A 26,967-nucleotide genomic window follows, 5' to 3' on the forward strand; every position below is an offset into this window, starting at 1 on the left:
GGGTCTTTCAGCGGGCCAGCGGCTTGTAGAAGACCAGGCCGTTGCCTTTGTTGTCGTACACCACGGCACGGCGTTCGTGCGCGTCGTCGTACGGGCCTTTCACGATGCCGCCACCGCTGGCCTCGATGGCCTTTGCCGCGGCGTCGACGTCAGCTGTTTTGATACCGACGACGACCTGCCCGGGTATGGGATGGTCCACCGCGGTCGCCAGGGCGAGAGTGACCGCCCCACCGTCGAGGGCGGCGAAGTGGGCGCCGTCGCGGAACTTCAGCGACATTCCCAGGGTCTCGCTGTAGAACCGGATCGATTCGTCGAGGTCGTCGGTCGACAAGACGATCATCTTGACTTCGTGCTCGCTCATGGTTCCTCCTGTCGCTAAACGCCGTACTACGAGAATGTACTACAATTGCCGGCATGCCTGAGGTGCCGGTGCGTGAGTTGAATCAAAATACCGCCGGAGTGCTCGCACGGGTCAAGCGCGGCGAACATATCGAGATCACCGAACGCGGAGCCGTCGTCGCCCGCCTGGTGCCGGCCCAAGAGAATCCGTTAGCCGAAATGATCAGCGCCGGACGGCTTCATCCCGCCAGCCTCAGCGGACCGGCGCCACATCCCCCCGGGCCGGTCCACACCGACCATGAGGCCGGCCAACTACTCCGCGAGTTGCGCGACACCGAGCGCTATTGATGCTGTATCTGGATACGTCGGCCCTGATCAAACTGATCCGGCGGGAACCCGAAAGTGACGCGCTCGCTGACTGGCTCGACGCGCAAACACCGGCACCGTGGGTGTCGTCGACGCTGATCGACGTTGAACTTCCCCGCGCACTGCGCCGGGTAGATCCCTCGTTGCTGGCCGAGGTTCCGGCAATGCTGGCTCGAGTGTCGCGATACGAAGTCGACGAGCTGGTCCGGGCCGCCGGCGCGGCGTATCCGGACGCCACGCTACGGTCGCTCGACGCGATCCATCTTGCAACGGGGGACGCGGTTTTCGGCACCACGTTGACCGCGTTCGTCAGCTACGACGAACGCATGCTCGCGGCGGCCGCTTCTGTCGGCTTGCCAACCGCTGCCCCGGGATGCTGAGAGACTGGGCTCATGACAGATCCCGGCGAGGGCCGTGTTGCGGTCTACCTCGACTTCGACAACATCGTGATCTCCCGCTACGACCAGGTGAATGGCCGCAGTTCGTTTCACAAGGACAAAGCCAAGGGACTCGACAAGTATCCGGATCGGCTGGCGCGGGCCACCGTGGACGTCGGCGCCATCATCGACTTTGCGTCGTCGTTCGGCACACTGGTGCTCACCCGCGCCTACGCGGACTGGTCCGACGAGGTCAACACCGGCTACCGCCAGCAGCTGGTGGGCCGTGCGGTCGATCTGGTGCAGCTGTTCCCGGCGGCGGCCTACGGCAAGAACGCCGCCGACATCCGGCTGGTCGTCGACGCGGTCGAGGACATGTTCCGGCTGCCCGACCTGACCCATGTGGTGATCGCGGCCGGCGACTCCGACTACATCCCGCTGGCGCAGCGCTGCAAGCGGCTCGGCCGCTACGTGGTGGGCGTCGGGGTGGCCGGTTCGTCGAGCCGGTCGCTGGCGGCCGCCTGCGACGAGTTCGTCACCTACGACGCGCTGCCCGGGGTTCCGGTGCCCGAACCTGCGTCTGCCGAGGGCGCCCCGAAGCGCCGCCGCACCAAAGACGCCGACGCTGAGGAGCCGCCACCTCCCGACCCGCAAGACGCGGCCACCGGTCTGCTGACCCGCGCGCTGCGGATCGGGATGGAAAAAGACGACGCCGAGTGGCTGCATAACTCCGCGCTCAAGGCGCAGATGAAGCGGATGGACCCGTCGTTCAGCGAAAAGTCTTTGGGATTCAAGTCTTTCAGTGACTTCCTGCGCTCCCGTACGGACCTGGTGGAGCTCGACGAGAGTTCGACGACGCGGATGGTGCGACTCCGCTAGGTCCCGCGCTGCGCGGACACCAACCGGTGCGACGGGGCCGGGTCCTCGATCTTGGGCGGCTTGCGGCCATAGCCGGCCATCAGTTCACCGGACGGGGTCACCGTCGCCTCCCAGCCGTGCCGGCGCAGCCAGTCGCCGACGTCGTCGCGTTCCTCGAAGTACCACAGCTCGTCGACTCGGGGAACCTCACGCCGCGGGTCCGCCTGCGCCATCAACGCCCGGACACGATCCATCCGCTCCCGGCGCCTCGCGCGGCCCTCGGGGTCGGCAAAGTTGGGTGCGAGCCCCTCGACAGCGAGCCGGCTGCCGGTGGCGGTGAGCCCCTGAACGCGGTCGAACAGCAGCTCTTGGGCCGCGGCCGGCAGATACGGCAGCAGCCCCTCGGCTGACCACGCGCTCGGTGTTGACGCGTCGAAACCGGCCTGGCGCAAGGCCGTCGGCCAGTCCTGGCGCAGGTCCACCGGGACGGCGATGCGGTTGCAGGCCGGTTCCGCACCGTGCTCGGCCAACGTCGATGCTTTGAACTCCAACACCCGGGGCTGGTCGAGCTCATAGACCGTGGTGCCGTCGGGCCACGGCAACCGCCAGGACCGCGAGTCCAGGCCCGCGGCCAGGATCACCACCTGACGGATGCCCGCGCTGGTCGCGTCGAGGAAGAACGTGTCGAAAAATTTGGTCCGCGACGCGAAGTAATCGACCATCGCCCGCATCCGCAGCGGCATATCGGGTTCGGCCTCGACGACAGCGGCGGGCAGGTCAGGCGCGGTGTACCAGCTCCACACTCCTTCGCCAACCGCATCGAGGAAGACCCGCGCGAACGGGTCGCTGATCAGCGGGTTGTCGCTCTCGGTGTCGGCCGCGCGCGCCGCCGCCACCCCCAGCGCCGTCGCCCCCACACTCTCGGTGATCTCCCAGGTGTCGTTATCGGTTCTCGCCACGCCCCGACCCTACGTGAGGCGCGTGGGCATCACCCCTTGAGGAATGCCCGTGCCGCCACGAGCACCGCCTGTTCGGCTTCGCCAACGGGTTGAGTGGAGAGCACGACCAAGGGCGCTTCGTCGTCAAGTTGAGGGTTCGACGACCTGAGAAAGGCAGCCGCTACCGTCGGGGTGTAGATGGATTCAATAGCCCTGACCGCCCGAAACAACACGGCGAGTCGACTGACAACGTCATGTTCGCGTGGCTCGGCTTGCCGCTCGACCCAGCCGCGAACAGTACGGGCGTCTTTCAACCCAAGAGCGGCGGTCGTGTAGCGCACCCCCACAGACCCAATCAGGTGACGTGCCTGTTCCCACGGCGGCGTTACCACGGACTCCTTGTATGCCGCCTCCCAGGCGTCGGCGACGGCAGACGAGGGATGCACCACAGCCTTGTCCATCATGTACCTCCTAACCGCGATGCTAACGCAATCACTCGCGCAAATATTGTCTGGAGCGCAGGCGTTCACCGCCCGGCGACGGCGTTGACCTAGTGCTGTCAGCCGCCGTACAGACGCAAGGCCCGGGCCGTCGCCGTCGCCGCGTCACCCCGCAGATCCGAGATCGGTGTACTGCCGCGCAGATGGATGGCGTTCGTGAGCAGAATTACGTAGGTGTCTGAGCCAGGGTCCACCCACAGCGAGGTTCCGGTAAAGCCGGTGTTGCCGAAGCTGCCGATCGGAAAGAGCCTGCCGCGCGGCATGGAATAGGCCGTATCGATATCCCAGCCGAAGCCGAACAGGTTTTGCCCCTTGATTGCCGGATACTTGGATTCTCGGGCGGCGGCGTTGGCTGCTTGGAGTTGTTGAGCGGTATGCCCGGGCTGCTGCGGAGTCGTCATCAACTCCAGAGTCGCTTGCCTCAGCGGAAATTCGCTGGGGCGGTCTGCCAGCCGATCAAGCAGAGCCTGCGCATAGCTGCTGACATCGTGCGCCGTCGAGAACACCCCGGCATTGCCTGCCACTCCGCCCATGCGGCGTGCCGTCGGGTCATGCACGGTGCCCCGAAGCAGGTAACCATAATCTGGATTCTTGCCCGGATCGGCTCTGCTTTCCTCGTCAAGTGCCGTGGGTGCGACACGCGGCAAAATATCGATACTCCAGGTACCTGCCGGACAAGTCACGCGCCCTGGTGGCGTGGGCGCCCACGCGATCGCAGCTCCTCTGATCGTGTGTGGGCCACATGCTTTGGCCGGCGGAAGAAAGTGGGTGTCTTCCATGCCGAGCGGCGCAAACACGTTGCGCTGAACGTAAACGTCTTCTGCCTCGCCGGTGACTTTCTCGAGCAGCGCGCCAAGCAGAATGTAGTTGATGTCGGAGTAGCGGAAACCCGCACCCGGACCCGACTGCAGCGGCGTGCTGAGCGCACGATGAATGCCTTCTGCTTTGTCGGCCCGGTCCAGTCCCCACGGATCTGCGAGGCTTACGTCTATCGGTTCGCCTGAAGTGTTGGTCAGCAACATGCGAACCGTCACCTTGGCGCGTTGTGGATCGTTCGCCGTGTTGAAGTCGGGCAGATACTTCTGCACGGGATCGTCAAACTGAACCTTGCCGTGTTCGTAGAGCTGCATGACGGCAGTGGCCGTTGCGAGGCACTTCGTCAGCGACGCCATGTCGAAGATCGTGTCCTCGGTCATCGGCTCTGCAGGTGCAGGCGATCCATCGAGCCCCTGTTCGCCGGCAAGCTTGCGCGAGCCATAAGCCTGATGGAAGACAACCTTGCCGGCGTGCCCGATCACCACCACAGCACCCGGCAACCGCTCTGCCGCAATGGCATCGTTGATCAGCTTGGAGACTGTTGCGAAGTCAGCTGTGGGAGGCGCATCTGGCGCCTGCGTTGTGTGCGGGCCACTGGTTACTGCTGTGCGCTCGGCACAGCCGACCGCGCACGCCGCAGCGAGCGTAAGCAAGATAATCCCAACGGCAATGGCCTTGCGCACAGGTGGCTCCAGCGTAGCGAATCGGGCGGATAGTCGTGGCCACTGCCGGTGCGGAAGAATCGCGGTCAGCATGAACGACGCTTCCGCACCGACATCGCGACGACGCCACCTCGTGCGGCTCGCCGCGTTCGCGGCCTTCCTTCTTGGGTTGTTCTATCTGGTAGCCGTCAAGCGCGTGATCGACGTCGAGGAGGTGCGGCGCGCGGTCTCGGCGACGGGGCCGGCGGCGCCGCTGACCTACGCCGTGGTGTCGGCGGTCCTCGGCGCATTGTTCGTGCCGGGCCCGATCCTGGCGGCGGGCAGCGGGCTGCTGTTCGGTCCGCTACTGGGCGTCTTCGTGACGCTGGGTGCGACGGTGGGCACCGCGATCGTGGCGAGCCTGGTCGGTCGTCGGGCCGGCCGAGACAGCGCGCGGGCTCTGCTGGGAACCAAGCGCGCCGACCGCATCGACGCGCTGATCGACCGAGGGGGCCTGTGGGCGGTCGTCGGGCAGCGCTTCGTGCCCGGCATCTCGGACGCGCTCGCCGCCTATGCGTTCGGCGCGTTCGGAGTTCCGTTGTGGCAGATGGCCGTTGGCGCGTTTATCGGTTCGGCGCCGCGGGCCTTCGTCTACACCGCGCTGGGCGCCTCGATCGCGAATCGGTCACCTGCGTTGGCATACGCAGCGATCGCAGTGTGGTGCGTAACCGCCGTCGTCGGCGCGTTCGCGGCGCGGCGCGCATACCGAAAATGGCGTGCGCCCGCCGGATGACGGCGGGAGCGGTCAGCCGTCGGGTCGGCTGAAGCGGAACAAGATCTTCCGGTTGTAGTAGTAGTCGAGCCACTCGAGTAACCGGCCTTCGCTGAGGTCCGCAGCAGCGATCGGGACAAAGCGTATGCGCAGTCGCCCGGCGGCAACCTGGAACCCTGCGTCGGAGAACCACGCGGTCACTTGTTCGAGGTCGTAAAGCGCGGGCAGGCCCATCTCCCCGGCGTTCTCCGCATGCCAGGTCGCCATCAGGGGGCTGGCGGTATGCACGCCCATCACGGCGTAGTACACCCCGCCGGGCTTGAGGACCCGGAAAATGGACGTCGCATGCGCCGGCAGATCATCAAGCAGGTAAAGCACCTCGTGGCTAAACGCCACATCGAAGCCACTCCACGCCGCGGGCGGCGCTGCGGCGGTCTCGAACCGCAGCGGGCGCGTCCCCGCCAGGCGACGTGCGTCCTCGATTGCGCCGGCCGCGGGGTCGTAGCCGAAGCCCTCGTGGATACCACAGTCGTCGACGAGCAGCCGCAGAAAGCCTCCCCGGTTGCAGCCGACGTCGAGGACCCGCGTGCCGGCGAGGTCGACGTCGATGGTGTCCAGCATCGCTCCCCAGGCGAAGCGGTGCTCGTCCTGCATCGCCTCGTCCTCGGCCGCGCCGCGCCAATAGCTGGTACCCATGACGATCGCCGATGGTAGACCCCGGTGAAACCGTAGCCTTTGTTGCTATGCCGGTGGCTGTTCGGGCGGTGTCTGCGATGTTCGCATTACTGCTGCTGGGGGTTACCGGTGTTGCTGCGGCAGCGGTTGCGCCTGCCGAACCGGTTATCACCGGACCCGGCTCCAGGTTGGTGGGCTGGGACACCTACCGGCGATTGGATCGCTTGCCGTATCTGAGCGCCGACACGCAGAGTCTGCAGGTGTCGAGTTTCGATCGCAGCGGCGGTGATTTCGACATCGCCACCGGTAACCGGAACGGCACCGGTGGCTGTCTGGCGCCCGGTGGTGCCGGATGTGTCATCGTCGAGGATCGCGGTGCCGGAGAGGTTGATTCGATCTGGTTCACCCGCGACGGCGGCAATGTGACCCGGATCGGAACGATCCGCATCGAGCTGGATGGGCAGACCGTGATAGACGCGCCACTGCAATCGGTGGTCGACGGTGCGCTGGGTGCGCCATTCGTGTGGCCTCTGGTGGCCAACACCGCGCAGTCACCGGGAGGTGTTTACCTCAAGGTACCGATGCCCTACCGGCAGTCGATGCGGATCAGTGTCGCAACGAATTTGGAATACTACCACGTCGACTATCGCCACTTTTCGACCGCCGACGGCGTGACCACTTTCTCGCCTGCCGACCCCGCGCTCGACGTGCTCGCGACCCTGCGCGCCGCGGGCACCGTCGACCCCAAACCGTCGGCACCTGCAGCGGCGCATCACAATCGGGTCGTCGAGCTTCCCGCCGGCACGGGCCTGACGATCGCGGAATCGACTGGTTCGGGCAGCATCTCGGCACTACATCTGTGGCTGCCGGAACCGACGGATCAACTCCTGACCGGGTTGCGCCTGGCGATCGAGTTCGACGGCCGAACCATGGTCGACTCGCCACTGGGGGAATTCTTCGGCGCCGGACTGGGCACCACCACCGTGCGATCGCTGATGTTCGCCACCATCCCGCAACCCGGCGGCGCGTTGGCGTTGTCGGAATGGTGGCCAATGCCTTTCGCCAACACCGCCCGCGTCACCCTCGTCAACACCACGGGCAATGCCGTAGCAGGGATCGACAGCGATGTCGTAACGACGCCCGACCCCCAGTGGGCGCCCGCGCTGGCCAGCGGCCGTGCCGGCTACTTCACCGCACGCTCGCATGCCGGACCGACGACGCTCGATCAGGACTGGTTGTTCGCCGATGAAGAGGGCCACGGCAAATTCGTCGGCGTCAGCCACACCATGAGCGGTTCGCCGATCAAAACGTCGTTTAGCGAGGGCGCCCCGTACTTTCTGGAAGGAGCCGAACGCGTGTACACAGACGGTTCCGCATCGCCGCAGTGGTACGGCACCGGCACCGAGGACCTTTACGAGGGCGGCTGGTATTTCAACAACGGCAAGCACTTCAGCGACCCGCTCACCGGACAACCCGATCAACGCACGGCGGCCGGCGGGTGTGCAGGCTATTGTGTCGCCACTTATCGGCTCATGCTCGCCGAGGCGATCGGCTACCACTCGGCAATCCGGTTCGGCATCGAACACGGCAAACGCAACATGGTCCAACCCGACTACAGCTCAACCGCATTCCTCTACACGCAACCGAACGACACCATTACGCCCAGTGACGATGTCTACCCCAGCGATCCGGTCAGTCGACTCGTGCACGGCTACGCCGACGCCGACGCCGACGCCACCGATGAATTGCTGATCAGCGAGTACGAGGGGAGCGACGACACCCGCACCATTCCCGGGTTAGTCCGCGCCACCCAGGCGGCGTTCACCTTCCACGTCGTAATCCACCCCGGTAACCGCGGCCTCCTGCTGCGCCGCACATCGGACCAAGCGATTGGGTATCAGTCAGCAGACGTTGCCATTGACGGCATGCCCGCCGGCACCTGGTTACAGCCACGCAGCAACACCGCACACCGTTGGCTAGATGACACATACCTCCTACCGGGCTCTCTCACCGCAGGCAAAACCCTGATCATGATCACGCTCACCCCCACCCCCGACTCCCCGCCCTGGACCGCCGGCCGCTACCACGTAGACAACCTAACGGGGCTGTCCGATTGAGCGTCAGGCCGCGTGCTTATTTCCCATTGTGGGATTGTGGGCATAAACTTCTCGCATGACGATGATCGTTGAAACCGATGACCGAAGCCGGGTTGTGCTGCCCGGGCACCCCAACCAAAGATTCGTGTTGCGAGAGAACGACGACGGAAGTCTGTTGCTCCAGCCGGCGCGCGTAGTGACTGAGGCGCAGCATGAATACGACAGCGACCCGGAACTGCGCGAGCTGCTGAGTCGGGCGGCGGCAGCGCCCACGGTGCGGCGCGCCCGTCGCCGCAGATCCTCGTGAACAGCGAGGGCGACTACTCCGAGATCGCGGATGCTCAACTCAACGCTCTGGAGGCCGGTTCTGACAGCGACCTCTACAACGCGGTGCTCGACGCTTGTGAGCTGATCTTCCGTGCGCCGGGTCAGGCATGCGCCCTGTCGAGCGCGGTCATCACAAAGGAGGGCATCCGCCTACGACTGCCCGTGCCTGGGCACCCGCCCTACAAAGTCTTCTGGTCAACGGAGGGCCCCCGCATCGAAGCGGTCTTTCCTCATCCATGACGTTCATGGGTGAGGACGCCGGACTTCCGTCCCACCGGTCACGCCGCCGAACCGCAACACGAAATGCCCGCCTCGCAGCGACTTTTCGACTTGGCTGTGTATAGAGCCTCGCGACACGGCCAAGCACGGCATAGGGTGGTCGCCGTGGCAGAAGCGTTCGACGGGACCCGGACCCTTGCGACAATTCTCACCGAACACGGCCCATTGCCCGAGGAAGACATCGCACGACGACTGCAAGACAGCGGCGTGGCCGACCCGGACACCGTACTCGACGAGATTCTCGACGAAAGTGGTTGTGCGGCAGGGATGTTGGTTGACGGCCGGTGGGTGTGGCTGCCGACGCTGCTGGCTGGGCGGGTATTCACGCACCGGCTGGGCGCCGACGAGTTAGCCCACGACATTCTGGCCGTGACCCCGGACCTGGACCCGATCACAGCGCTCTGCGAGCACGAGCAGTACCAGCAGCTCGCCGACGGGTCGGCGGCGCAGGTCGTGCTGGCCGAGTTCGACGACGAGCTGCTCGAGCCGCGGGGCATCCCGGCCGAGGTAGTCGACCCGGGAGGCGCCCTGCTGCTGACGCCGGGCACGCTGGGAGCGTTGGGGGTGACCGAAGGCGACCTGGTCGGGGTGCGGTTGACCGAACAGGGACTCGTGGTCGAGCGGGTTACCGCGCCCGCGGATTCTGCGGTCGGCGCGCGGCTGGCCGCGATGCTCGACGCCGACGAGCCGGTGTTCGTCGACGCGGCGGTATGGACGGCGTGCGTCGAGGATCCCCAGGTCTTCACCGAGCCGCTGGCGCCGCTGGGTGAGATCGTCGAGGACTGCGGTCTGGCACACAGCGGAGATTGGCTTGCACCCGCCGGGTTCGATTTCGACCGTTGGCGTTTCGAGCGCGGGTGCGCGATGCTGGCCGAGCTGCGCGACCTCGACCCCGACGACGCCGTCGCGCTGTACACGCTGGTCCAACTGTACGAGGCGATATCGCTGCTGATCGAGGCCGCCGACGCCGACGAGCTGCCCGAGGATGCGTTGACCGACGAGGCCGCGGAATCACCGGAGGCCGACCCGTTCGAGGATGTCGTCGGTGAGTTCGGGGCCGCGCTCGCCGACCCGCGGCTGGCGGAGCTGCTGGTGGCCGAGACGCTCGGCGCCGACCCCGACGGGGCGCCCGCACTGGGCCTGTTCGCCGACGTGCTGGAGCCCAAGGTGCCGCGCTCGGCGCGGGTGGCGGTTCGCTGGCTGCGTGCGGTGGCGCTGGAGCGGATCGGTGACATCGATGCGGCCGAACGCGCGCTGCTGGCCGCCGAGTCGTTGGACCCGGCCTGGCCGCTGCCGTTGCGCGACCTGGCCCGCATCGCCTCCGATCGCGGCGACGCCGAGCGCGGGTTGGCGTTGCTGCGCCGCGCCGGTGCCGATCCGGACCACCCGCTGGTGGAGCTGCTGGAGCGGCACCGCGCCGAGCCGCGCTCCGACGTCGGCCGAAATGACCCGTGCTGGTGCGGGTCTGGCCGCAAGTACAAGAAATGCCATCTCGGCCACGAACAGCGGCCGCTTGCCGAGCGGGCAAACTGGTTGTACGCCAAGGCCAGTCAGCACGCGCTGCTGAGCGGGTGGGATGAGCTGCTGGCCGAGGTGGGCTACGAACGCTGCCGCTACGCCGACGATGACCCCGACGCGCTGGACGCGACACTGGAGGATCCGCTGGTGCTAGACGCGGTGCTGTTCGAGGGCGGCGCGTTCGCGGAGTTCCTCGACGTGCGCAGAGCATTGCTGCCCGACGACGAGCGGCTACTGGCCGACCAATGGCTCGCGGTGGAGCGTTCGGTGTTCGAGGTCGACCAGGTGCACCCCGGGCAGGGGGTCACCGTGCGCGATGTGCGCACCGGCGATACCCACGAGGTACGTGAGCGGGCGGCCAGTCGACAGCTGAAGCCCGGGCAACTGGTCTGCGCACGCGTGCTGCCCGCCGGGGACACCATGCAGTTTTTCGGCGGACTGGAACCCGTTGCGCTGCACGAGCGTGACCCGCTGATTGAGCTGCTCGACACCGAACCCGACCCGGTGACGCTGGTTGCGCAACTGAGCCGCCGGTTCGCGCCGCCGACGCTGACCAACACCGAGGGCGATCCGCTGGCGATCTGCGAGGCCACCGTGCGGGTCAGCGACCCGGTCGGGATCCAGGTCGCACTCGATGACACCTACGACCGGGCCGGCGGCGACGAGACGCCGCGGTGGTTCGAGCACGTCACCACTCATGGCATGCCGCGGATTCGGGCTGCGCTGGTGCTCGATGGCGACACGCTGCAGGCGGAGACCAACAGCGAAAAGCGGATGGACCGCGTGCTGGCCACGCTGGCACACCTCGACCCCGCGATGAGTGTGCTCGACGACGCCCGCCGCCCGGTGCGCGACGTCCGGGAGGCCCAGCGTCTGCCTGTGGCCAGTGCGGACGCACTCGACCCCGACGATCCCAAAGTTGCCGCGGCCCTTGCAGAATTCATCCGCGACTACGAGACCAAGTGGCTCGATGAACCCATCCCCGCGCTCGACGGCCACACCCCAAGGGAGGCCGCCGACGACCCCACCCGACGCGGCGACCTGATCAAACTCCTGGATAGTTTTCCCGCCGGTGCAGCCGCCCACGGCGGCATGGACGTCGGCCGGTTGCGTGCCGCGCTCGGTCTGTAGCCGGCTTCGATGAACGACGATTTGGAGCTATCGAACCAGCCGTTCGACCGATTCATCGCCGAGGCTGTCGACGACGCAGCCGCTGCTTTACGAGCGGTATGGTTTCGTCCGGACTCCCGCCTCGGCTCGCTCGGCGAGGTTCGTTGTGCCCGGCTACGAGCGACAAATTCCTTGCGTTCCTTGATTTGTCGCTACTAGGCGGGCAAATTGTGTGTCGCCTCGATCCAGAGGTTCGCGCGAGCAGAAACGTCTACTTGTCAGCGGTGGGCGGACTGGCAACGGGTTCAGGTGGGTGAGAAGAGGTACCCCGTAAGCGTTTGCGGTGCAGCGATTACGAGATCGATCGAGCGGCACCGCGGTCGGCCACCCCGGTTACTGGCGGTGGCTGATAACCGACCCCACTCTCGAGCGACCTCAACTGTGATCGGAAACGGGTCAAATGTGGATTCGATTGCGCCCAGCCGTTCGGTGCGAATCGCCCGTTCATCATCATCTCTGGCGACAAGCACACCAAAGTGGAGTTCGGCAATCGAGGCAACGGTGATCGTGATCTCCTCGCCCGCTTTTGCCCGGCGGAGCACCTCGCCGACGTTATTGCGAAGTTCCTTCCGGGGAATGGTCGCCATAGAAGCATGGTCGCAGAACTGCTACCACGGCGTAAGCGGTCTTGAACTCCACCATGCGAGACGAGGGCATATTCGCGGCGACTTTTCAGCCACAACCCGGTGCGCGGCGCACTCGGCCCGGTGGCGGATGGATCCGCAGCAAACCTTCGGACAAATCCGCAATCGATGGCTAGACAAATCCGCAGCGTATGCGATTGCATCCTGCACAAGCACGGATAATCGCTTGACTGACCGTAAACTAGGAGAAACGTCGAGTGGCAGAGGAGGTGGCGATGGCTGAAAGGGTCCTGTTCAAGGACGTGGTGCCCTACGACACGCCTTCCTCACTCAGCGCCCTCAGGGGCCCGGCGTCGGGCGTGATTGGGCTTCCACTCGCAATCTATTGGGGGCCACCGCGCCTCTATGATCTGTCGGACTGCCATGACCTGCGAAGCGCTTACCAGGCCTTGGTGCGTGAAGGTACAGCAGACATTCAAGAGTCCATGCTCAATGAGAAGCTGCTTCGCCGCGTGTGGCGTGCGCTGATGCTTCCGGAACGTTGCCGCCGCATCTGGGAAAGCCGTTTCCCCGACCTGCGGGCGTAAGACTCGAGCGCAACCGGAGTGATGAGTGCGACTGAACATCAGCGGCGCGTCACCGCATTGTTGTTGCAATCGATAGGGCCGGCCGGTTTTGCGCTGGCCGGTTCGGGCGCAATCCGCGAGCACGGCATCACCAACCGACCCACTCAGGATGTCGACCTGTTCGCGACATCTACCACATCGCCTGACGCCTTCAACCAAGGGCTGAAGCATGCCGAACAGGCATTGGGCGATGCTGGCCTTTCCTTCACGCGCACCAGAACGGCACCGCTGTTCGCACGGCTTGTCGTCAGCGGCGCCACCGACGAAATGGTCGTAGTTGACCTTGCGGTTGACTGGCGAATGCAGCCGCCAGTAAGCCTCGAAGTCGGGCCGGTACTCGCGCTTCCCGATGCGGTGGGCAGCAAAGTCGCTGCCGTATTCTCGCGCGCAGAAGCGCGGGACTTCCTGGATCTTGACGCCATCCGTGAATCAGGGCTGTATAGCGACGACGCACTCCTGTCGCTCGCTCACGAACACGACCCTGGATTTGATCCGGGGGTCTTCGCCCGCCAACTCGCTTGCGTCGCACAGTTGGATGTGCGCGACACCATTGCCTACCGGGTGGATGGAGCAGCGTTGGAGCAAATCCAGCAGCGCTTGCGGTCATGGGCCAACGAACTCGGTAACGCGTGATCGGCGATTGAGGTCGCGCACTGCTCGCCCAGGCCCCGCGAGCGGCGCATCATGGAGGGGTGCGGATCGGAGTCGGGGTTTCCACCGTGCCCGACGCGCGGCAGGCCGCGGTGCAGGCGGCAACGCACGCGCGCGACGAGCTCGCGGGTGAGGCGCCGTCGCTGGCCGTGCTGCTCGCATCGCGATCGCACACCGATAAGGCTGCCGACGTCCTGAACGCGGTGCAGGAGATGCTCGAGCCGCCCGCGCTGATCGGGTGCGTCGCCCAGACGATCGTCGCCGGCCGCCACGAGATGGAGAACAAGCCCGCGGTGGCGGTGTGGCTGGCGTCCGGCCTGGCCGCCGAGACGTTCGTGCTGGACTTCGTCAACACCGGCTCGGGTGGGCTGCTCACCGGTTACCGCTTCGACCCGGCCGCGCAGGATCTGCACCTGCTGCTGCCCGACCCGTACACGTTCCCGTCGCACCTGCTCGTCGAGCACCTCAACACCGACCTGCCGGGAACGACTGTGGTGGGCGGCGTGGTCAGTGGTGGGCGGGGACCGGGCGAGACCCGGCTGTTCCGCGACCGCGAGGTGCTGACCTCCGGGCTGGTCGGCGTGCGCCTGCCCGGCATGCATGCGATCCCGGTCGTGTCGCAGGGCTGCCGGCCGATCGGGCAGCCCTACATCGTCACCGGCGCGCAAGACGACGTGATCACCGAGCTGGGCGGCCAACCGCCGCTGCAGCGGCTGCGCGAGATCGTCGAGGGGATGCCCCGCGACGAGCAGGAACTGGTCAGCACCGGCCTGTCGATCGGGATCGTCGGCGACGAGCACCTGGCGGCGCCGGGCCAGGGCGACTTCCTGATCCGCGGGCTGCTCGCCGCCGACCCCTCGACCGGGGCGATCGAGATCGGCGAGGCTGTCGAGGTCGGCGCCACCGTGCAATTCCAGGTCCGCGATGCGGTGGGCGCCGATAAGGACCTGCGCGCGACCATCGAACGGGCTTCGGCGGCGCTAGCCGGACGGCCGGTGGGTGCGCTGTTGTTCACGTGCAACGGGCGCGGGCGGCGGATGTTCGGGGTCGCCGACCACGACGCGTCGACGATCGAGGACCTGCTTGGCGGGATCCCGCTGGCCGGTTTCTTCGCCGCCGGGGAGATCGGCCCGATCGCGGGGCGCAATGCATTGCACGGGTTTACCGCGTCGATGGCGGTATTCGTCGAATAACTGCTGGCGTGCGCGTCACAGGGGTCACGCGAGTCGTGCTGCCGAACCACTATGCAAAGTGCCCACCTCCGAGCGACTTTGGCTAACATCCCTGTTGAGAAGGGTGTCGCTGAGACGAACTTTTGAGACGGCCATGGGCGTGGCGGCGTTTTGAAGTATTTGTGGTAGACGACGACCCGACTACACTTTGCCGCATGGCCGCGTCGTGGGCCTGGCGGCACCCGACCCTAGTTGACCTTGCCCAGCGCCAGGAGGCGAATGCCGACTGGGAGGCAATGGAGGGGCGCGGGCAGCGGCTGGCCCGTCGGCTCAGTGTGACGTGCTTTGCGCTGGCCGTCGTCGGTGGCATCACGGCCACGGTGGTCCCTGCGGTGTCAACTGTGGCGGCAATGTCCACCGGCCTGCTATTGATGGCGTCGGTGCTTTGTGCCCGTGTGTGGTGGGGTGACCCGCCGTTGCGTGATGCCCACCCGCAACCGCCGGCCATGGTGGCGTTCACGGCTGAGGAGAACCACGGTCTCATGGCATCCCAAGCGCCGGAACCATTTAGGGCGGTTTCGGCGTGTCCCGGCTGCGGGGATTTTACTGTTCATCCGTCGCGTACACCCGGTGAAGGTGATCCCGGTTGGGCGGCAATTATCCGGCAGTGTGCCGTGTGTCAGAGGGAATGGGCGCAAGCGTAAACCATTGCAGCTCTTTGTAATAGCTCGCAACCTTAGAATTGACCGCCGGCGCCGGGGTCACGCTGAATCCCGCTCGCTAGCTCTGTTCTGGCCTGGCCGATGTGGTCGTATGCATACGCCGCCGACCGACCGGCAGGGGTAACTTTTGTGCCAAATGGTGCGTCTGAGCCGAAGGAGTCCCCCCTCACATGTCATCTCTGAGCGATTTTTCATCGACAAGCCGGGACGCCGCCGTGCCACCACGCGCGACGGGGATAAGCTGTGCCGGTTTGCGATAGGCCCCAGGGCGGCTAACGGAAACGCATACTTGCACAACGGGAATCGTTTCCTGAAGTTCGGGTTGCATAGAGGGTATTGTCTGTGACCCACCAGAACGGCAGTATTGCCCGTATGACGGAGCAACTACCCGAGCCCCGAGTCGAGCAATTGCCGCCGAATGCCCGATTCGATATTGGTGGGCGGCAATACCCGCGGATGTACCGGTTTTCCAACATCGCGATCCGGATGTCCGACGGTGCCGTGCTCTCGGCTGACCTCATCCTGCCCGGTGACCTGGCAGGGCCGCTGGCCGGACCGCTGCCGGCGGTGCTCAATTTCACTCCGTACAACAAGATGCTGCAACGATTTTCCGGCGGTTCCCGCATGCGCGCGCTCGGGAACTGGATCGGCCCGTCGGACCGCAAGCACTTCACCGGCCGCGATCTGCTGCACACGCTTGCGGGCGGCGGGCTGGCGGCGTCGTTTGTCAACCCGACACTGGTGTCACGCGGCTATGCCTACCTGATGGTCGATGTGCGGGGCACCGGAACCTCGACCGGAAAGTGGGACTTCTTCGGCAAGACCGAGCAGCAGGACTATCTTGAGGTATTACGCTGGGTCAGCGAACAGTCTTGGTGCAACGGGAAACTCGCGGTAACGGGAATTTCCTACGGTGCGGTGACCGCGCTCATCATCGCCGGATTACAGCCCGACGGTCTAGAGGCGATCTTCGCGATCGAGGGCGGCGAGAACCCCGTGCGCGAGCTGGGAATCACTGGTGGTGTGCCGTCTCCGTTCATCGGCATCTGGCTCGCGACCGTGAACGTGCTCAAATGGATCCCGTCGATCGGCGGCCTGACAAAGACGCGCGCCTGGCGGCAGTACCTGCGCGACCGTGTCCAAGTGCCGTTCAGTTGGTCCTGGCACGCGCTGCAAATCGCGCTGGTGAAGGACCATCCCGATGTCTTCCTGAACGCGATGTGGGCCGACAAGCTGCCCCGGCTCGACAAGATCACCGTTCCAACCTGGATCCACGGCGGCTGGCATGACGTGTACAACCGGTCGAACTTCCGGATGTACGACCGCATCGCGACGCCGCCCGGCGCCAAGCAGGTTGTCATCGACGACAGCTATCACAACGCGCCCGGCTCCGGGTTCGGTGCACCCGACGCACCGCAGTACCTCGATGAGCTGCAATGCGCTTGGTTCGACCGCTGGGTGAAGGGGATTGACAACGGCATCGACCGCTACGGCCCCATTACCGTACGCAGGCTTGGCGGAGGCTGGATTCCGCACGACCGATATCCGGATCCCGCGGCCAGGGCGGGCAGACTCTACCTAAGCGCCGACAACAGTGGCACCGCAAAGCACGCCGCTATCGACGCGTCACTTGTCGCCGAGGCGCCCGACTACAAGCAGCGCCTCTCGGTGCCCGCTGGCAGGACCAGCATTCGGTCCAACAACACCGCTATCATCTCCACCGGCCTGGCCACGCTGCTCGGTCGCGCATTCGGCTGCGACGACCGCCACGCCGAAGCCACCGCAGTCACATTCACCACCGAAGCGTTCGATGCCGACGTCGTGCTATCCGGCCCACTTAACCTGCATCTGTGGGTGGAAGCCGAAGGCAGCGACGCGTTTTGGTCCGTCACCGTCACCGACGTCGAACCCACGGGCGTGTCCGGCGCAATCAGCCGGGGGGCGCTACTGTCGTCGCTGCGGGCTATCGACGAGGCCACAAGCACGTACGTCGACGGTGAGTTGCTCGTCGCCGAACACCCCTTCACCGCCGAATCGGTACTGCCCGTTGTTCCCGGCCAGCCCTTTGACGTCGATATCGACATCAACCCCACCGAGGCCGTCCTCCGTGCCGGACATCGCTTGCGCGTCGCCGTCAGTCGCGCCAGCTTCCCCCGTCACTTCTTCAGCCGCTCGCAACGCCGCAAAATCAAGGGTCAAGCCATCATCGTCGACCCCGCGCACCCGTCGTATCTCACCTTCTTGGCGGTACCGACCAGGCTGTGAACGTCCTCAATGTGGTGCAGGAGATGCTCGAGCCGCCCGCGGTGGCGGTGTGGCTGGCGTCGGGCTTGCCCGCCGAGACCTGCCGGGAACGACCGTGGTGGGCGGTCACACCAGTCACGCTGCCTAACCACTGTGCGAAGTGCCCGCCTCCGAGCGACTTTCAGCGACAAGTACGCGCATTAGTCCGCAGCAGAACGTGCGACAGCTTTGGCTATCAACGCACCCAAAGTGTTAGAACATCGCTGCTGAGAAGACGAACTATTGAGACCCTACGACCTGGGCAATCCGCTACCCCGAAGGAGGGCGGTGGTGATCTCGGGGTGGGGTGCCCTGACAGGGGTTGACGCCGAACCCGCGATCCTGACGGTCACCGGCGGAGTTCAGCGCATGCGGCGACTGGGGTTGGAGCGGCTCATGCGTGCGCGCGCCGCGTCCTCAGGCTCGGGCGCGTCTTCCTCCACCCAACCCCAGCGCGTCGGGCTGATGGTCACCTTCGACCCGTCCTCGTGCCAAATCTCGAGTGCGCCGCCTTCGATCACCTTGTACCTGTCCCCGTCGCCAAACTCGTCGAACGGCTCGGACTTGTACCCGTAGACCTTGAATCCCACAGCGGAAAGCCTACGGGCAACCAGCCCTTAGCCACTTAGCGAGGCGAAGCTCGTGAGTAACGTGGCAGGCGCCGGTTATGTGGCAAGGAAGCGGGGCCGGCGCGAAACCGCTGCCAATTCTGCGGCAGCGCTCGTAGGAGTCCTTTCGGGTACGTCAGCCCACGAGCTGATCTGACTTGGAGGCTCACGTCCGACGAAGCGGACGATCAACCAGCACCCGCCGTCCGCTTCGCCACTGAACGACGCGAATCTGATGGCCGGTTTGCACGCCGGTGACCGGGTCGACACGAAACCGACCGAACAAGGTGGTGGTGTCGAGTCGCTGTGACGCAGCCAGCACCGGCAACGGTTCAAGAGTTCCGGCCTCCTTCACGCAGCGCTGCCAAATGACACCCGCGGCGAAGGCGGCCGCAGCCGGATAGGGTGGCTCAGTACCGTTCGCGTCCCGGTAACAGTGACTGAACCACTCGCTGTTGGGTCCGTCCGCGGGATCATCTGTCCCGTCGTCGAACCACTGGCTCGGTCCGTAAAGCCCCTCAACGCGATCACCAATGGCGTGCCGGAGCTCATCGACTCCAGCGGCGACCAATCCAACTGCGCGCCAACGGTGTTCGCTGCCCCACTGCGCGATGGCGATGTCGTCGTCGAAAGAACCGGCCGATAACAACACATCGCCCGCCGGGACCTGCGCCAGCACGTCTGCGGCCCGGCCTGGCCGAAAACTGACCGACCGCCGCAGGAGACCGAGTCGCCGGGCCGCCACCGCCGCCCCTTCGGCCACCTCGCGGCCGAACCCCGTGTCGACGTGCACTATTACCACCTCCGACCCCTCCCCAAGACCGTCGGCGGCAAGGGTTTCGAGCACCGCGGCGAGATAGTGGTAAGCGGGAGACGCCACGTTGACGACACGCGGATACGCCGGCCGCGCCAGCCGGGCGGTGGCGCCACCGTGGTTCCAGACGACCCCTTTGCCGGCGGCCGCGGCCGCGAGCGCAGGCCCCGAACCGTAGGGCCCGAACACCACGTCGGGCCGGCTGGCCTCGGCGGCCCGTATCGCGGACGCCGCGGACGGGTAAGCGTCGATGACCCGCAGACTTACTGCGGAATGCCCGGCCCAGAGAGCGAGGGCGCTCGCCCCTGCTTTCCCGAAGCTGGCCAGCGGCCCCGACAGTGGGGTAACCAGGACGGCGCGAGCTGCCACGCCCACAACTTAAGCCTGTCGAACAACCGCCCACTCCCCCGGGCAGTACCGGTACAGCGACGCAGAGGCCGCACCGCCTACGCCGCGGCATGTCGATGTAGCCGTTTCGCCTGCACGGCACGGAGTTTGCGGTCATTGAGGAGAACGCGAGTACAGTATCTGCGATGGCTGTCGCTCAGTCGAATGAGCGGATGCTCGCCGGGGTCGCCGCCGCGTTCGTCTCGCTCGGGGTAGCCCAGCTGGTGGGCATCCCGTTCGGCGCGCGGGCCGATGCGCGTACTGCGGTCGGCTCAGTGGGCGTCGACCTGACACCGGGGCCCATCAAAGAGTGGGCGATTCAGGCCCTGGGCTCTTTGGACAAACTCTTCGTGGGTGTCGTCGTGCTCGTGGTGATCGCTACGATCGCTGCAATCGCGGGGACCCTCGAGACCCAGCGCCGCCCGCTCGGCAGCGCCGCGTTCGCCGCGGCCGGCGTCCTGGGGTGCATCGCAGTGCTGTCGCGGCAGGGTGCGACAGCGCTCGACACGATCCCCACCGTCGCCGGTGCCGCCTGCGGCGTGGCGACCCTACGCATGCTCACCCGTCGGTTCTGGGCCGGCCCGGGAGACCTGGAAGACAGAGCCGACCACGACGAGCCGGATGCCGGCAGGCGCAGGTTGGTCGTGTTCGGATTGCTCGGATTCGGAGTAGTGGGTGGCGTAGTGGGTGCGGTCATCACGCGGTTGGTGCATTCGGTGGCCGCTGACCGCAACAGCTTCGCGCTTCCCCAACCGCGCACATCGGCGCCACCAATACCTGCTGATGTACAACCGAAAGGCGTTGCGCTACCGAACTTTGTCACCGCCGGCGCCGACTTTTACCGGGTGGATACCGCACTCGTTGTTCCCCAACTCAGCCACCGCGACTGGCGGCTGCGCATCCACGGCATGGTGGACCGCGAAGCCACCTACAGCTTCGATGACCTCGCCCACTTCGACGTCGTCGAAATGGTGACGACATTAACCTGTGTGTCGAATCCCGTTGGCGGCAACCTGATTTCGACGGGCATCTGGACAGGCTACCGGGTGGCTGATCTGCTGGCGGCGGCCGGTGTGCACACCGACGCCGATATGGTGCTCTCGACGTCGATCGACGGGTTCACCGCCGGCACGCCGGTGGAGGCGCTCACCGATGGCCGCGACGCGCTCCTGGCGGTCGGCCTCAATGGGCAGCCGCTGCCGATCGAGCATGGCTACCCGGCCCGGCTGGTAGTGCCCGGGCTCTACGGGTACGTGTCGGCCACCAAGTGGGTCGTCGAGATGGAGTTGACCCGCTTCGACAGAGCAACGGCGTACTGGACACGGCAGGGCTGGGCACCGCGTGGACCCATCAAGACCCAGTCGCGGATCGACGTGCCGAAAGGTGGTCAGAAGGTGCCGATGGGACCCGTGGTGTTTGGCGGTGTCGCGTGGGCACAGAACCGTGGCGTGCGGGCCGTGGAGGTCCTCATCGATGATGGCGGGTGGCAGCCCGCGCAACAGGCCGCGAGCTATTCCAACGGGACGTGGCGGCTGTGGAGCTTGCCCTGGCAGGCGAAAAGCCCTGGGAAACACACCATCAGCGTGCGCGCCACCGACAACACCGGAGCTGTCCAAACGGCAGATCGGGTTGGTACCGTCCCAGACGGCGCCACCGGCTGGCACACGGTGGACTTCACCGTGGCGGAGACATGAGTACTATTTCGACGACAGTTTGCGCCAACTCAATACCGCGATCACGATGCCAATCACCACCGTGATCGGACCAATGACGGACCAGGTCGTGGTGTTGCTCATCGGGCTACCACCAAGCACTCCGAATCCCTGGAGCGCCCAGATCAGACCGAACAGCGCGACGATCAACCCGACCGCGAGCGTAACGACGAAAGTCCTTCTCATAGGGGGATGCTAGCTGTTTCGGGTTGAGTGGTGGGTAGTTGTCAGTGGTGTGCTGTAGGAACAACGGTATGAATCTGGCGGCGTGGGCTGAGCGCAATGGTGTTGCGCGGGTGACCGCGTATCGCTGGTTTCACGCTGGTCTTTTGCCGGTACCCACCCGGCGAGTGGGTCGGCTGATTCTCGTGGACGCATCTGTTGGCGAGGCTGGCCCACGAGCGCGCACGGCGGTGTATGCGTGGGTTTCGTCGGTTGATCAGAAAGCGGATCTGGATCGGCAAGTGGCGCGGGTGACTGGGTGGGCCACGGCTGAACAGATCCGTGTCGACAAGGTCGTTGTTGAGGTCGGCTCCGCGCTCGATGGGCGTCGCGGTAAGTTCCTTGCTCTGCTGCGTGACCCGACGGTAAGTCGGATCGTGGTGGAACACCGAGACCGGTTTTGCCGGTTCGGCTCTGAGTACGTCGAGGCCGCTGTTGCCGCTGACGGCCGTGAGCTGGTGGTGGTCGATTCGGCCGAGGTCGATGACGACTTGGTGGCCGATATGACCGAGATCCTGACATCGATGTGCGCCCGGCTCTATGGCAAACGCGCTGCGCAGAACCGAGCCAAGCGTGCCCTCGCAGCCGCTGCAGCGAGTGACGTGGAGGCGGCCTGAGATGCCGCGTTTCGAGATTCCCGACGGATGGTGTGTGCAGGCGTTCCGGTTCACCCTGGACCTGACCGAGGCTCAAGCTAGTTCGCTGGCCAGGCATTTCGGCGCGCGGCGCAAGGCCTACAACTGGGCCGTGGCCACGCTGAAAGCCGATATCGAAGCGTGGCACGCGGCCGGTATCCAAACGGCGAAGCCATCGCTTGCTCTGCTGCGCAAACGCTGGAACACCGTCAAAGACGACGTGTGCGTCAACGCCGAAACCGGGCAGCCGTGGTGGCGTGAATGCTCGAAGGAGGCCTACGCCGACGGAATCCGCGGCGCGGTCGACGCGTACTGGAACTGGCAGACCTCCCGGGCTGGCAAGCGGGCCGGCAAGAGGGTCGGTTTCCCGCGGTTCAAAAAGAAGGGCCGTGACGCTGATCGGGTGTGTTTCACCACCGGAGCGATGCGCGTGGAGCCCGACCGCAGGCATCTCACGCTGCCAGTGATCGGCACTGTCCGCACCCATGAGAACACCCGCCGCATCGAACGGCTGATCCGTGCCGGCCGGGCTCGGGTGTTGGCGATCTCGCTGCGCCGCAACGGTACTCGTTTGGACGCGAGCGTGCGAGTGCTGGTCCAACGCCCTCAGCAACCCAGCATCGTGCGACCTAGTTCGCGGGTTGGTGTCGATGTCGGGGTGCGACGTTTGGCGACAGTCGCCACTGCTGACGGTGTCGTGATCGAGCGTGTTCAGAACCCGCGACCGCTGGATGGCGCACTGCGCAAGTTGCGGCATATGTGCCGGGCGCGGTCGCGTTGTGTGAAAGGATCGCGACGCTACCGCGAGCGCACCACCGAGCTTTCCCGGCTGCACCACCGGGTCAATGACGTCCGCACTCATCACCTGCATGTCCTGACAACACGGCTGGCCAAAACCCACGGCCGCATCGTTGTTGAAGGTTTGGACGCTGCGGGGATGCTGCGGCAAAAGGGCCTCACGGGTGCGCGCGCCAGGCGGCGCGGACTCTCCGATGCGGCCCTGGGCACCCCGCGCCGGCACTTGTCCTATAAGACAGGCTGGTACGGGTCGCAGCTGGTGGTCGCTGACCGCTGGTTCCCGTCGTCGAAAACCTGCCATGCCTGCGGCCATGTGCAGGACATCGGGTGGGCCGAACATTGGCAATGCGAGGCCTGTTCGGTGTCGCATCAACGTGATGACAACGCGTCCATCAATCTCGCACGCTACGAGGACACCATTAGCGTCGTCGGCCCAGTTGGGGCCGCCGTCAAGCGTGGAGCCGACCGTAAGACCCGGCCTGGCCGGGCTGGTGGCCATGAAGCGCGGAAGGGAACCGGCCACCCGGCCGGGAAACAACCCCGAGATGGGGTGCGAGTCGCGTGACCACTAAAGATCACTCACTCGCAACGGATGCTACGCACAAGAGAGGGATGTCGCGCCTTCGCCCAGCACGGGACGTGCATCCCGTGGCACCACGGCAGAGGAGGTTCCGATGACGAAGATCTACTACGAGTCCGGCGCTGACTTGTCGGTGCTGGATGGGCAGCGGGTTGCCGTCGTCGGGTACGGCAACCAGGGCCGCTCGTGGGCGCTGAACCTGCGTGACTCGGGTCTCGCGGTGGAGGTCTTCACCCGGGCCGACGAATCCCGGGGCCAGGCCGAGGCCGAAGGCTTCCCGGCGCACGAGATCGAGGCGGCCGGCGACTGCGACGTGATCTGCACCCTGAGCCGCTACCGCTGGGCCATGCTATGCCTCGGTGCGGCGCAGGATCGATTGGACGGCGGAACGGCTACACCCGAGCTGCTCGGCGATCTGCCCGTAAGACGCACCCGCCTCCCGTAATGCCAATATCGCCTGGCGCCGCTCGGCGGCCTTGTGCTGCAATAGTTCTCTGGCTTGCCGCACCTCATCGGTAGCGACAACAGCCCGCGCAAACAGTGCCTCGGGGATATCCTGCCCGCTAGCCATCAGAACGCCCCAGCGCCTCGGCGTGTGCCCTGAGCCGGGCGATCATGGCGGCGATCTGCTCCTATGCCGCCGATCGCGGCGTCCACCACCTGCGCGATGCGCTGAAGGAAGCGATCCGCCATCAATTCAGCTCTGGATGCTGGCGTTCCCATGCGGCCCTGACATAGTCGGGCAGCCGCAGGGAGCGCCAAAGCTTGACGAGCAAGTCACGGTCGAGATATGCCAGCAGATCCTGCTCCGACGACGCGGACCGCAGAACGGTCTCGTACATCGTCTGCGTACGACGCCGGATCTCGAGGTCATACTCGCGGGCAGGGGTCCAATCGATGTGCACCGGCAGAACGACCGTGCCGCTGGTCGGCCCATGCAGCTCGGAGAGGTCCTCGACGACGTAGGCGGGGCGAGTGTGTTCAACCGAAAGCCGCTCACCAGGACCTGGTTTCGCGTAGACCTTCATCACTGCCACACTTTCGCTCAAACGTCATGTATAGGGCCACTATACAGCAGGTGCGTCCCCTGTATCTGGCATAAAGGTATGCGAGGAGGAGTTGGGGACTACAGCAACGCCTGATACCGCAGGTGTCAGCGAATCGGCGGAGATGTACCCGCGACGGGGCAGACGGAGCTGCCGGGCATGGCCCCCCGCGTCCTTGTGGTGTCTGCCGCTAGATTGCGGCCATTGCGAAATGCCCACCTTCGAGCGATTCTTCATCGACCAGTACCGCGGCAGAGGAGGGTTCTGATGACGATGATCTACTACGAGTCCGACGCTGACCTGTCGGTGCTCCAAGGGCAGCGGGTTGCCGTCGTCGGCTACGGCAACCAGGGGCGCTCGTGGGCCCTGAACCTGCGTGACTCGGGCCTGGCGGTGGAGGTCTTCACCCGGGCCGACGACTCCCGGGACCAGGCCGAGGCCGAGGGCTTCCCGGCGCACGAGATCGAGGCGGCCAGCGACTGCGACGTGATCTGCACCCTCATTCCCGACGACATCATCCCCGAGCTGCCCCTCACGCCCAAGCCCGCTGCGCTGTGGGTGCTGGCCTCGGGCTACGCGGCGGCCTTCGACCGGATCGACCCCGACTGCGACGTCGGCATGGTCGCCCCGCGGATGCTGGGTCCCGAGGTGCGGGCGTGCTACCTGGAAGGCGTCGGGTTCATCACCGCGCTCGGTATCCACAAGGACAACACCGGGACCGCGCTGGCCCGCACGCTGGCCATCGCACGGGCGGTCGGCGGCTTGCGCCAAGGTGCCATCGAGATGACGCCGCGCCAGGAGGCCATCCTCGACCTCGCGATGGAGCAGTTGTTCGCCCCGGCCATGGCCCGCGTCTCCACGAGCTTTGTCGCGCTCATGGCGGAGGCCGGCATCCCGCTTGAGGCGACCATGACCGAGCTCATGCTCTCGGGCGAGATCGAGCGCAACTACCGGCTGCTGCGGCTGGAAGGCTACGCCGCTCAGATGCGCTACCACTCGCCGACCAGCCAGTACGGTCAGATGTCGCGGGCGGATCGCTACGACGGCGTCGACGTCGCCGCGGTGATGCGCGAGGTGCTGGGCGAGATCGAGTCGGGCAAGTTCGCCGACGAGTGGGAAGCCGAGCGCGACGCGGGCTATCCGAACCTGCAACGCCTGCGGGCCGAGAAGCTCAGCCCCGAGGTCTTCGCCTTCGAGAAGGACCTGCGCGAGCGCCTCGGCGAGCGGGTACGCGAAACGTCACCGTGAGATCCGGTGCGCCAGCTTCCGGCGGGTTAGTGGCCGGCCTCGATGGCGGCGACGGTTGCGGCCGCCTCAGGCCCGCAGACGCGCTGGAGGTTCACGGTGCCGGCGGCCAATAGATCATCAATGCGGCGGCGGAGGTCGCCTGAGGAGACATGGGCGTAGAGGTTCGCACCCGGGCAAGAAGTCTGGGCTAGGTCCCGATGGCCGGCCAAGGTATCGGTCGCGACGCCAAAGTTCTGGGCGGCCCATGCGAACGCGAGAGCGGCTCCGTGAAGCTGGGCCTCCGACACAACCTCTTGATCGAAGTCTCCTTCGCAGAGGACGAGGAAATGGCCTGTTGTGTCGTAGTCTGTCGCAGTGTCGCCGGCAATCTCGGTGCTCCGCAGTTCGTAGATGTTGCCATTGCGGTCAACGCCGATGTGATAGGCGATGTCGATCCATCCCAGCTGGTCCTGGTGGTATCGCTGATCCTGGCGCAATCGGCCTGGGGCATTACGGTTTTGGCCGAGGACCACGGCCTCGTGGTGGAGGGTCAAGCGGGTGATGGCGTGGGGCCTGCCGCCGGGGCGGGCAGGTCGCGCGCCCCAAGCGTCTCGGCATATCAACAGTGCCGAAGTGGCACTCGTCAGGCGGGCACTGGTCCTCGAGGTCGCAAACTTAGTCGGAGCCGAAAGCGGTGTTGAACAGGCGCTGACCATTGACGCCAAAGCGACGCTGCCTGCCAGCCGGAGCAGCTGACGGCGGTTGACGGAATCGGGCCGGTCGCTACCAGGCACATCCATGGCCTCACGACCCTTCAGCGACCGGTGAACATCGGGGCGCGGCGCCCGGCCGCTGCCGCCACGCCCTCGCGGAAGTCGGCGGTATCCCGTAGTCGGGTTTGTTCTTCGAGCTCGCGGGCGGTGGCCGCGGCGACAGCCTCGGCGAGGCCGGCGCGCATGGTGGCACGGATGCTTGTCAGCGCTAAGGGAGCCGAGGCGGCGATACGCTCGGCGAACCGAATCGCCGCCGGGCGTACATCGCCGTCGTCGGCCAATTCATCGACCAACCCTGTTACGTGGGCGATTTCGCCACCGAAACGCTCACCGGTGAGCATCCACTCGAGCGCTCGTTGCTGACCGACGACACGTGGCAACGTGGCGGTAATCCCGAAGCCGGGATGAAACCCGAGCCGGCTGAAGTTGGCCGCAAATTTAGCGGAGGGTGCGGC

General features: G+C 65.8%; 30 protein-coding genes. 17 read left to right on the top strand and 13 right to left on the bottom strand.

All coding sequences use genetic code 11. From position 1 onward, the window contains the following. Positions 1-7: 7 nt before the first annotated feature. Positions 8-361, bottom strand: a complete 354-nt coding sequence (locus ACRDTL_RS10440) for a VOC family protein (protein WP_431506626.1) — start codon at positions 359-361, stop codon at positions 8-10. 53 nt (positions 362-414) lie between these two features. Here ACRDTL_RS10440 and ACRDTL_RS10445 point away from each other — a divergent pair, with 53 nt between their 5' ends. The 3 genes from ACRDTL_RS10445 to ACRDTL_RS10455 are packed head-to-tail and all read left to right on the top strand — an operon-like array spanning position 415 to position 1,961. After that, complete coding sequence (locus ACRDTL_RS10445; protein ID WP_431506627.1) at positions 415-687, top strand: type II toxin-antitoxin system Phd/YefM family antitoxin; 273 nt, start codon at positions 415-417, stop codon at positions 685-687. Next, the gene (locus ACRDTL_RS10450) at positions 687-1,085 is read left to right on the top strand and encodes a type II toxin-antitoxin system VapC family toxin (protein WP_431506628.1); all 399 of its coding nucleotides are present in this window, start codon (positions 687-689) and stop codon (positions 1,083-1,085) included. The genes ACRDTL_RS10445 and ACRDTL_RS10450 overlap by 1 nt, the downstream gene beginning before the upstream one ends. Positions 1,086-1,097: 12 nt before the next feature. Then, the gene (locus ACRDTL_RS10455; protein ID WP_431506629.1) at positions 1,098-1,961 is read left to right on the top strand and encodes an NYN domain-containing protein; all 864 of its coding nucleotides are present in this window, start codon (positions 1,098-1,100) and stop codon (positions 1,959-1,961) included. Here the strand turns inward: ACRDTL_RS10455 and ACRDTL_RS10460 are convergent. The 3 genes from ACRDTL_RS10460 to ACRDTL_RS10470 all read right to left on the bottom strand — a co-directional run bounded on the left by ACRDTL_RS10460 (position 1,958) and on the right by ACRDTL_RS10470 (position 4,949). Continuing rightward, positions 1,958-2,899 carry a class I SAM-dependent methyltransferase gene (locus ACRDTL_RS10460; protein ID WP_431506630.1) on the bottom strand — a complete coding sequence of 314 codons (942 nt, stop codon included), beginning with the start codon at positions 2,897-2,899 and terminating at the stop codon, positions 1,958-1,960. The genes ACRDTL_RS10455 and ACRDTL_RS10460 overlap by 4 nt on opposite strands. Positions 2,900-2,928: 29 nt before the next feature. Continuing rightward, a complete protein-coding gene (locus ACRDTL_RS10465; protein WP_431506631.1) occupies positions 2,929-3,342 on the bottom strand; it encodes a hypothetical protein in 414 nt (137 codons plus the stop codon). A gap of 95 nt (positions 3,343-3,437) precedes the next feature. Continuing rightward, on the bottom strand, positions 3,438-4,949 hold the full coding sequence (locus ACRDTL_RS10470; RefSeq protein WP_431506632.1) for a serine hydrolase domain-containing protein: 1,512 nt from the start codon (positions 4,947-4,949) through the stop codon (positions 3,438-3,440). Between ACRDTL_RS10470 and ACRDTL_RS10475 the strand changes: the two genes are divergently transcribed. Continuing rightward, complete coding sequence (locus ACRDTL_RS10475; protein WP_431506633.1) at positions 4,948-5,628, top strand: TVP38/TMEM64 family protein; 681 nt, start codon at positions 4,948-4,950, stop codon at positions 5,626-5,628. The two genes, ACRDTL_RS10470 and ACRDTL_RS10475, sit on opposite strands and share 2 nt — an antisense overlap. Before the next feature lie 12 nt (positions 5,629-5,640). Here ACRDTL_RS10475 and ACRDTL_RS10480 read toward each other — a convergent pair whose 3' ends face one another. Continuing rightward, positions 5,641-6,303, bottom strand: coding sequence for a class I SAM-dependent methyltransferase (locus ACRDTL_RS10480; RefSeq protein ID WP_431506634.1), 663 nt, complete (start codon positions 6,301-6,303; stop codon positions 5,641-5,643). A 77-nt stretch (positions 6,304-6,380) separates the two neighbouring features. On the opposite strand from ACRDTL_RS10480, the gene ACRDTL_RS10485 reads away from it, so the two are divergent. The 4 genes from ACRDTL_RS10485 to ACRDTL_RS10500 all read left to right on the top strand — a co-directional run bounded on the left by ACRDTL_RS10485 (position 6,381) and on the right by ACRDTL_RS10500 (position 11,633). Beyond that, positions 6,381-8,399: a glycoside hydrolase family 172 protein gene (locus ACRDTL_RS10485; protein ID WP_431506660.1), complete on the top strand. Its 2,019-nt coding sequence runs from the start codon at positions 6,381-6,383 to the stop codon at positions 8,397-8,399. A gap of 55 nt (positions 8,400-8,454) precedes the next feature. Beyond that, on the top strand, positions 8,455-8,685 hold the full coding sequence (locus ACRDTL_RS10490; protein ID WP_431506635.1) for a hypothetical protein: 231 nt from the start codon (positions 8,455-8,457) through the stop codon (positions 8,683-8,685). Then, on the top strand, positions 8,682-8,945 hold the full coding sequence (locus tag ACRDTL_RS10495) for a hypothetical protein (protein WP_431506636.1): 264 nt from the start codon (positions 8,682-8,684) through the stop codon (positions 8,943-8,945). The genes ACRDTL_RS10490 and ACRDTL_RS10495 overlap by 4 nt, the downstream gene beginning before the upstream one ends. Positions 8,946-9,089: 144 nt before the next feature. Next, positions 9,090-11,633 (top strand): SEC-C metal-binding domain-containing protein, encoded by a 2,544-nt coding sequence (locus ACRDTL_RS10500; RefSeq protein WP_431506637.1) that lies wholly within the window; start codon positions 9,090-9,092, stop codon positions 11,631-11,633. Positions 11,634-11,917: 284 nt separating this feature from the next. Here ACRDTL_RS10500 and ACRDTL_RS10505 read toward each other — a convergent pair whose 3' ends face one another. Beyond that, positions 11,918-12,259, bottom strand: a complete 342-nt coding sequence (locus ACRDTL_RS10505) for a type II toxin-antitoxin system prevent-host-death family antitoxin (protein ID WP_431506638.1) — start codon at positions 12,257-12,259, stop codon at positions 11,918-11,920. Positions 12,260-12,531: 272 nt separating this feature from the next. Here ACRDTL_RS10505 and ACRDTL_RS10510 point away from each other — a divergent pair, with 272 nt between their 5' ends. The 4 genes from ACRDTL_RS10510 (at position 12,532) to ACRDTL_RS10525 (ending at position 17,692) form a co-directional block, all read left to right on the top strand. After that, the gene (locus ACRDTL_RS10510; RefSeq protein WP_431506639.1) at positions 12,532-12,843 is read left to right on the top strand and encodes a hypothetical protein; all 312 of its coding nucleotides are present in this window, start codon (positions 12,532-12,534) and stop codon (positions 12,841-12,843) included. Between the two features lie 21 nt (positions 12,844-12,864). Next, positions 12,865-13,515, top strand: a complete 651-nt coding sequence (locus ACRDTL_RS10515) for a nucleotidyl transferase AbiEii/AbiGii toxin family protein (RefSeq protein WP_431506640.1) — start codon at positions 12,865-12,867, stop codon at positions 13,513-13,515. A gap of 59 nt (positions 13,516-13,574) precedes the next feature. Further along, positions 13,575-14,726, top strand: a complete 1,152-nt coding sequence (locus ACRDTL_RS10520; RefSeq protein ID WP_431506641.1) for an FIST signal transduction protein — start codon at positions 13,575-13,577, stop codon at positions 14,724-14,726. Positions 14,727-15,799: 1,073 nt separating this feature from the next. Continuing rightward, entirely contained in the window at positions 15,800-17,692 is a 1,893-nt protein-coding gene (locus tag ACRDTL_RS10525; protein ID WP_431506642.1) for a CocE/NonD family hydrolase, read from the top strand. A gap of 380 nt (positions 17,693-18,072) precedes the next feature. On the opposite strand, the gene ACRDTL_RS10530 is transcribed toward ACRDTL_RS10525, so the two are convergent. Together ACRDTL_RS10530 and ACRDTL_RS10535 are read right to left on the bottom strand one after the other, a co-directional pair. Then, positions 18,073-18,300, bottom strand: a complete 228-nt coding sequence (locus tag ACRDTL_RS10530; RefSeq protein WP_431506643.1) for a hypothetical protein — start codon at positions 18,298-18,300, stop codon at positions 18,073-18,075. Between the two features lie 184 nt (positions 18,301-18,484). Continuing rightward, positions 18,485-19,501: an ABC transporter substrate-binding protein gene (locus ACRDTL_RS10535; protein ID WP_431506644.1), complete on the bottom strand. Its 1,017-nt coding sequence runs from the start codon at positions 19,499-19,501 to the stop codon at positions 18,485-18,487. Between the two features lie 164 nt (positions 19,502-19,665). On the opposite strand from ACRDTL_RS10535, the gene ACRDTL_RS10540 reads away from it, so the two are divergent. Continuing rightward, complete coding sequence (locus tag ACRDTL_RS10540; protein ID WP_431506645.1) at positions 19,666-21,213, top strand: molybdopterin-dependent oxidoreductase; 1,548 nt, start codon at positions 19,666-19,668, stop codon at positions 21,211-21,213. Positions 21,214-21,216: 3 nt separating this feature from the next. Here ACRDTL_RS10540 and ACRDTL_RS10545 read toward each other — a convergent pair whose 3' ends face one another. Next, complete coding sequence (locus ACRDTL_RS10545; protein ID WP_431506646.1) at positions 21,217-21,417, bottom strand: hypothetical protein; 201 nt, start codon at positions 21,415-21,417, stop codon at positions 21,217-21,219. A 68-nt stretch (positions 21,418-21,485) separates the two neighbouring features. Here ACRDTL_RS10545 and ACRDTL_RS10550 point away from each other — a divergent pair, with 68 nt between their 5' ends. From ACRDTL_RS10550 to ACRDTL_RS10560, 3 genes are all read left to right on the top strand, one after another. Next, positions 21,486-22,070 (top strand): IS607 family transposase, encoded by a 585-nt coding sequence (locus ACRDTL_RS10550; protein WP_431506647.1) that lies wholly within the window; start codon positions 21,486-21,488, stop codon positions 22,068-22,070. A gap of 1 nt (position 22,071) precedes the next feature. Then, positions 22,072-23,451, top strand: a complete 1,380-nt coding sequence (gene tnpB, locus ACRDTL_RS10555) for an IS607 family element RNA-guided endonuclease TnpB (protein ID WP_431506648.1) — start codon at positions 22,072-22,074, stop codon at positions 23,449-23,451. Between the two features lie 109 nt (positions 23,452-23,560). Beyond that, positions 23,561-23,911, top strand: coding sequence for an NAD(P)-binding domain-containing protein (locus ACRDTL_RS10560; RefSeq protein WP_431506649.1), 351 nt, complete (start codon positions 23,561-23,563; stop codon positions 23,909-23,911). Here the strand turns inward: ACRDTL_RS10560 and ACRDTL_RS10565 are convergent. Further along, positions 23,816-24,037: a helix-turn-helix domain-containing protein gene (locus tag ACRDTL_RS10565; protein ID WP_431506650.1), complete on the bottom strand. Its 222-nt coding sequence runs from the start codon at positions 24,035-24,037 to the stop codon at positions 23,816-23,818. The genes ACRDTL_RS10560 and ACRDTL_RS10565 overlap by 96 nt on opposite strands. A 121-nt stretch (positions 24,038-24,158) precedes the next feature. Continuing rightward, complete coding sequence (locus ACRDTL_RS10570; RefSeq protein ID WP_431506651.1) at positions 24,159-24,494, bottom strand: hypothetical protein; 336 nt, start codon at positions 24,492-24,494, stop codon at positions 24,159-24,161. 285 nt (positions 24,495-24,779) lie between these two features. Between ACRDTL_RS10570 and ACRDTL_RS10575 the strand changes: the two genes are divergently transcribed. Beyond that, positions 24,780-25,760 carry an NAD(P)-binding domain-containing protein gene (locus ACRDTL_RS10575; RefSeq protein ID WP_431506652.1) on the top strand — a complete coding sequence of 327 codons (981 nt, stop codon included), beginning with the start codon at positions 24,780-24,782 and terminating at the stop codon, positions 25,758-25,760. A gap of 26 nt (positions 25,761-25,786) precedes the next feature. Here ACRDTL_RS10575 and ACRDTL_RS10580 read toward each other — a convergent pair whose 3' ends face one another. Next, positions 25,787-26,293, bottom strand: coding sequence for an N-acetylmuramoyl-L-alanine amidase (locus ACRDTL_RS10580; RefSeq protein ID WP_431506653.1), 507 nt, complete (start codon positions 26,291-26,293; stop codon positions 25,787-25,789). Positions 26,294-26,553: 260 nt separating this feature from the next. Further along, a partial coding sequence (locus ACRDTL_RS10585) for an enoyl-CoA hydratase/isomerase family protein (RefSeq protein ID WP_431506654.1) occupies positions 26,554-26,967 on the bottom strand: 414 nt, incomplete at its 5' end.

The organism is Mycobacterium sp. (assembly GCF_050700595.1).
Taxonomy (GTDB): Bacteria; Actinomycetota; Actinomycetes; order Mycobacteriales; family Mycobacteriaceae; genus Mycobacterium.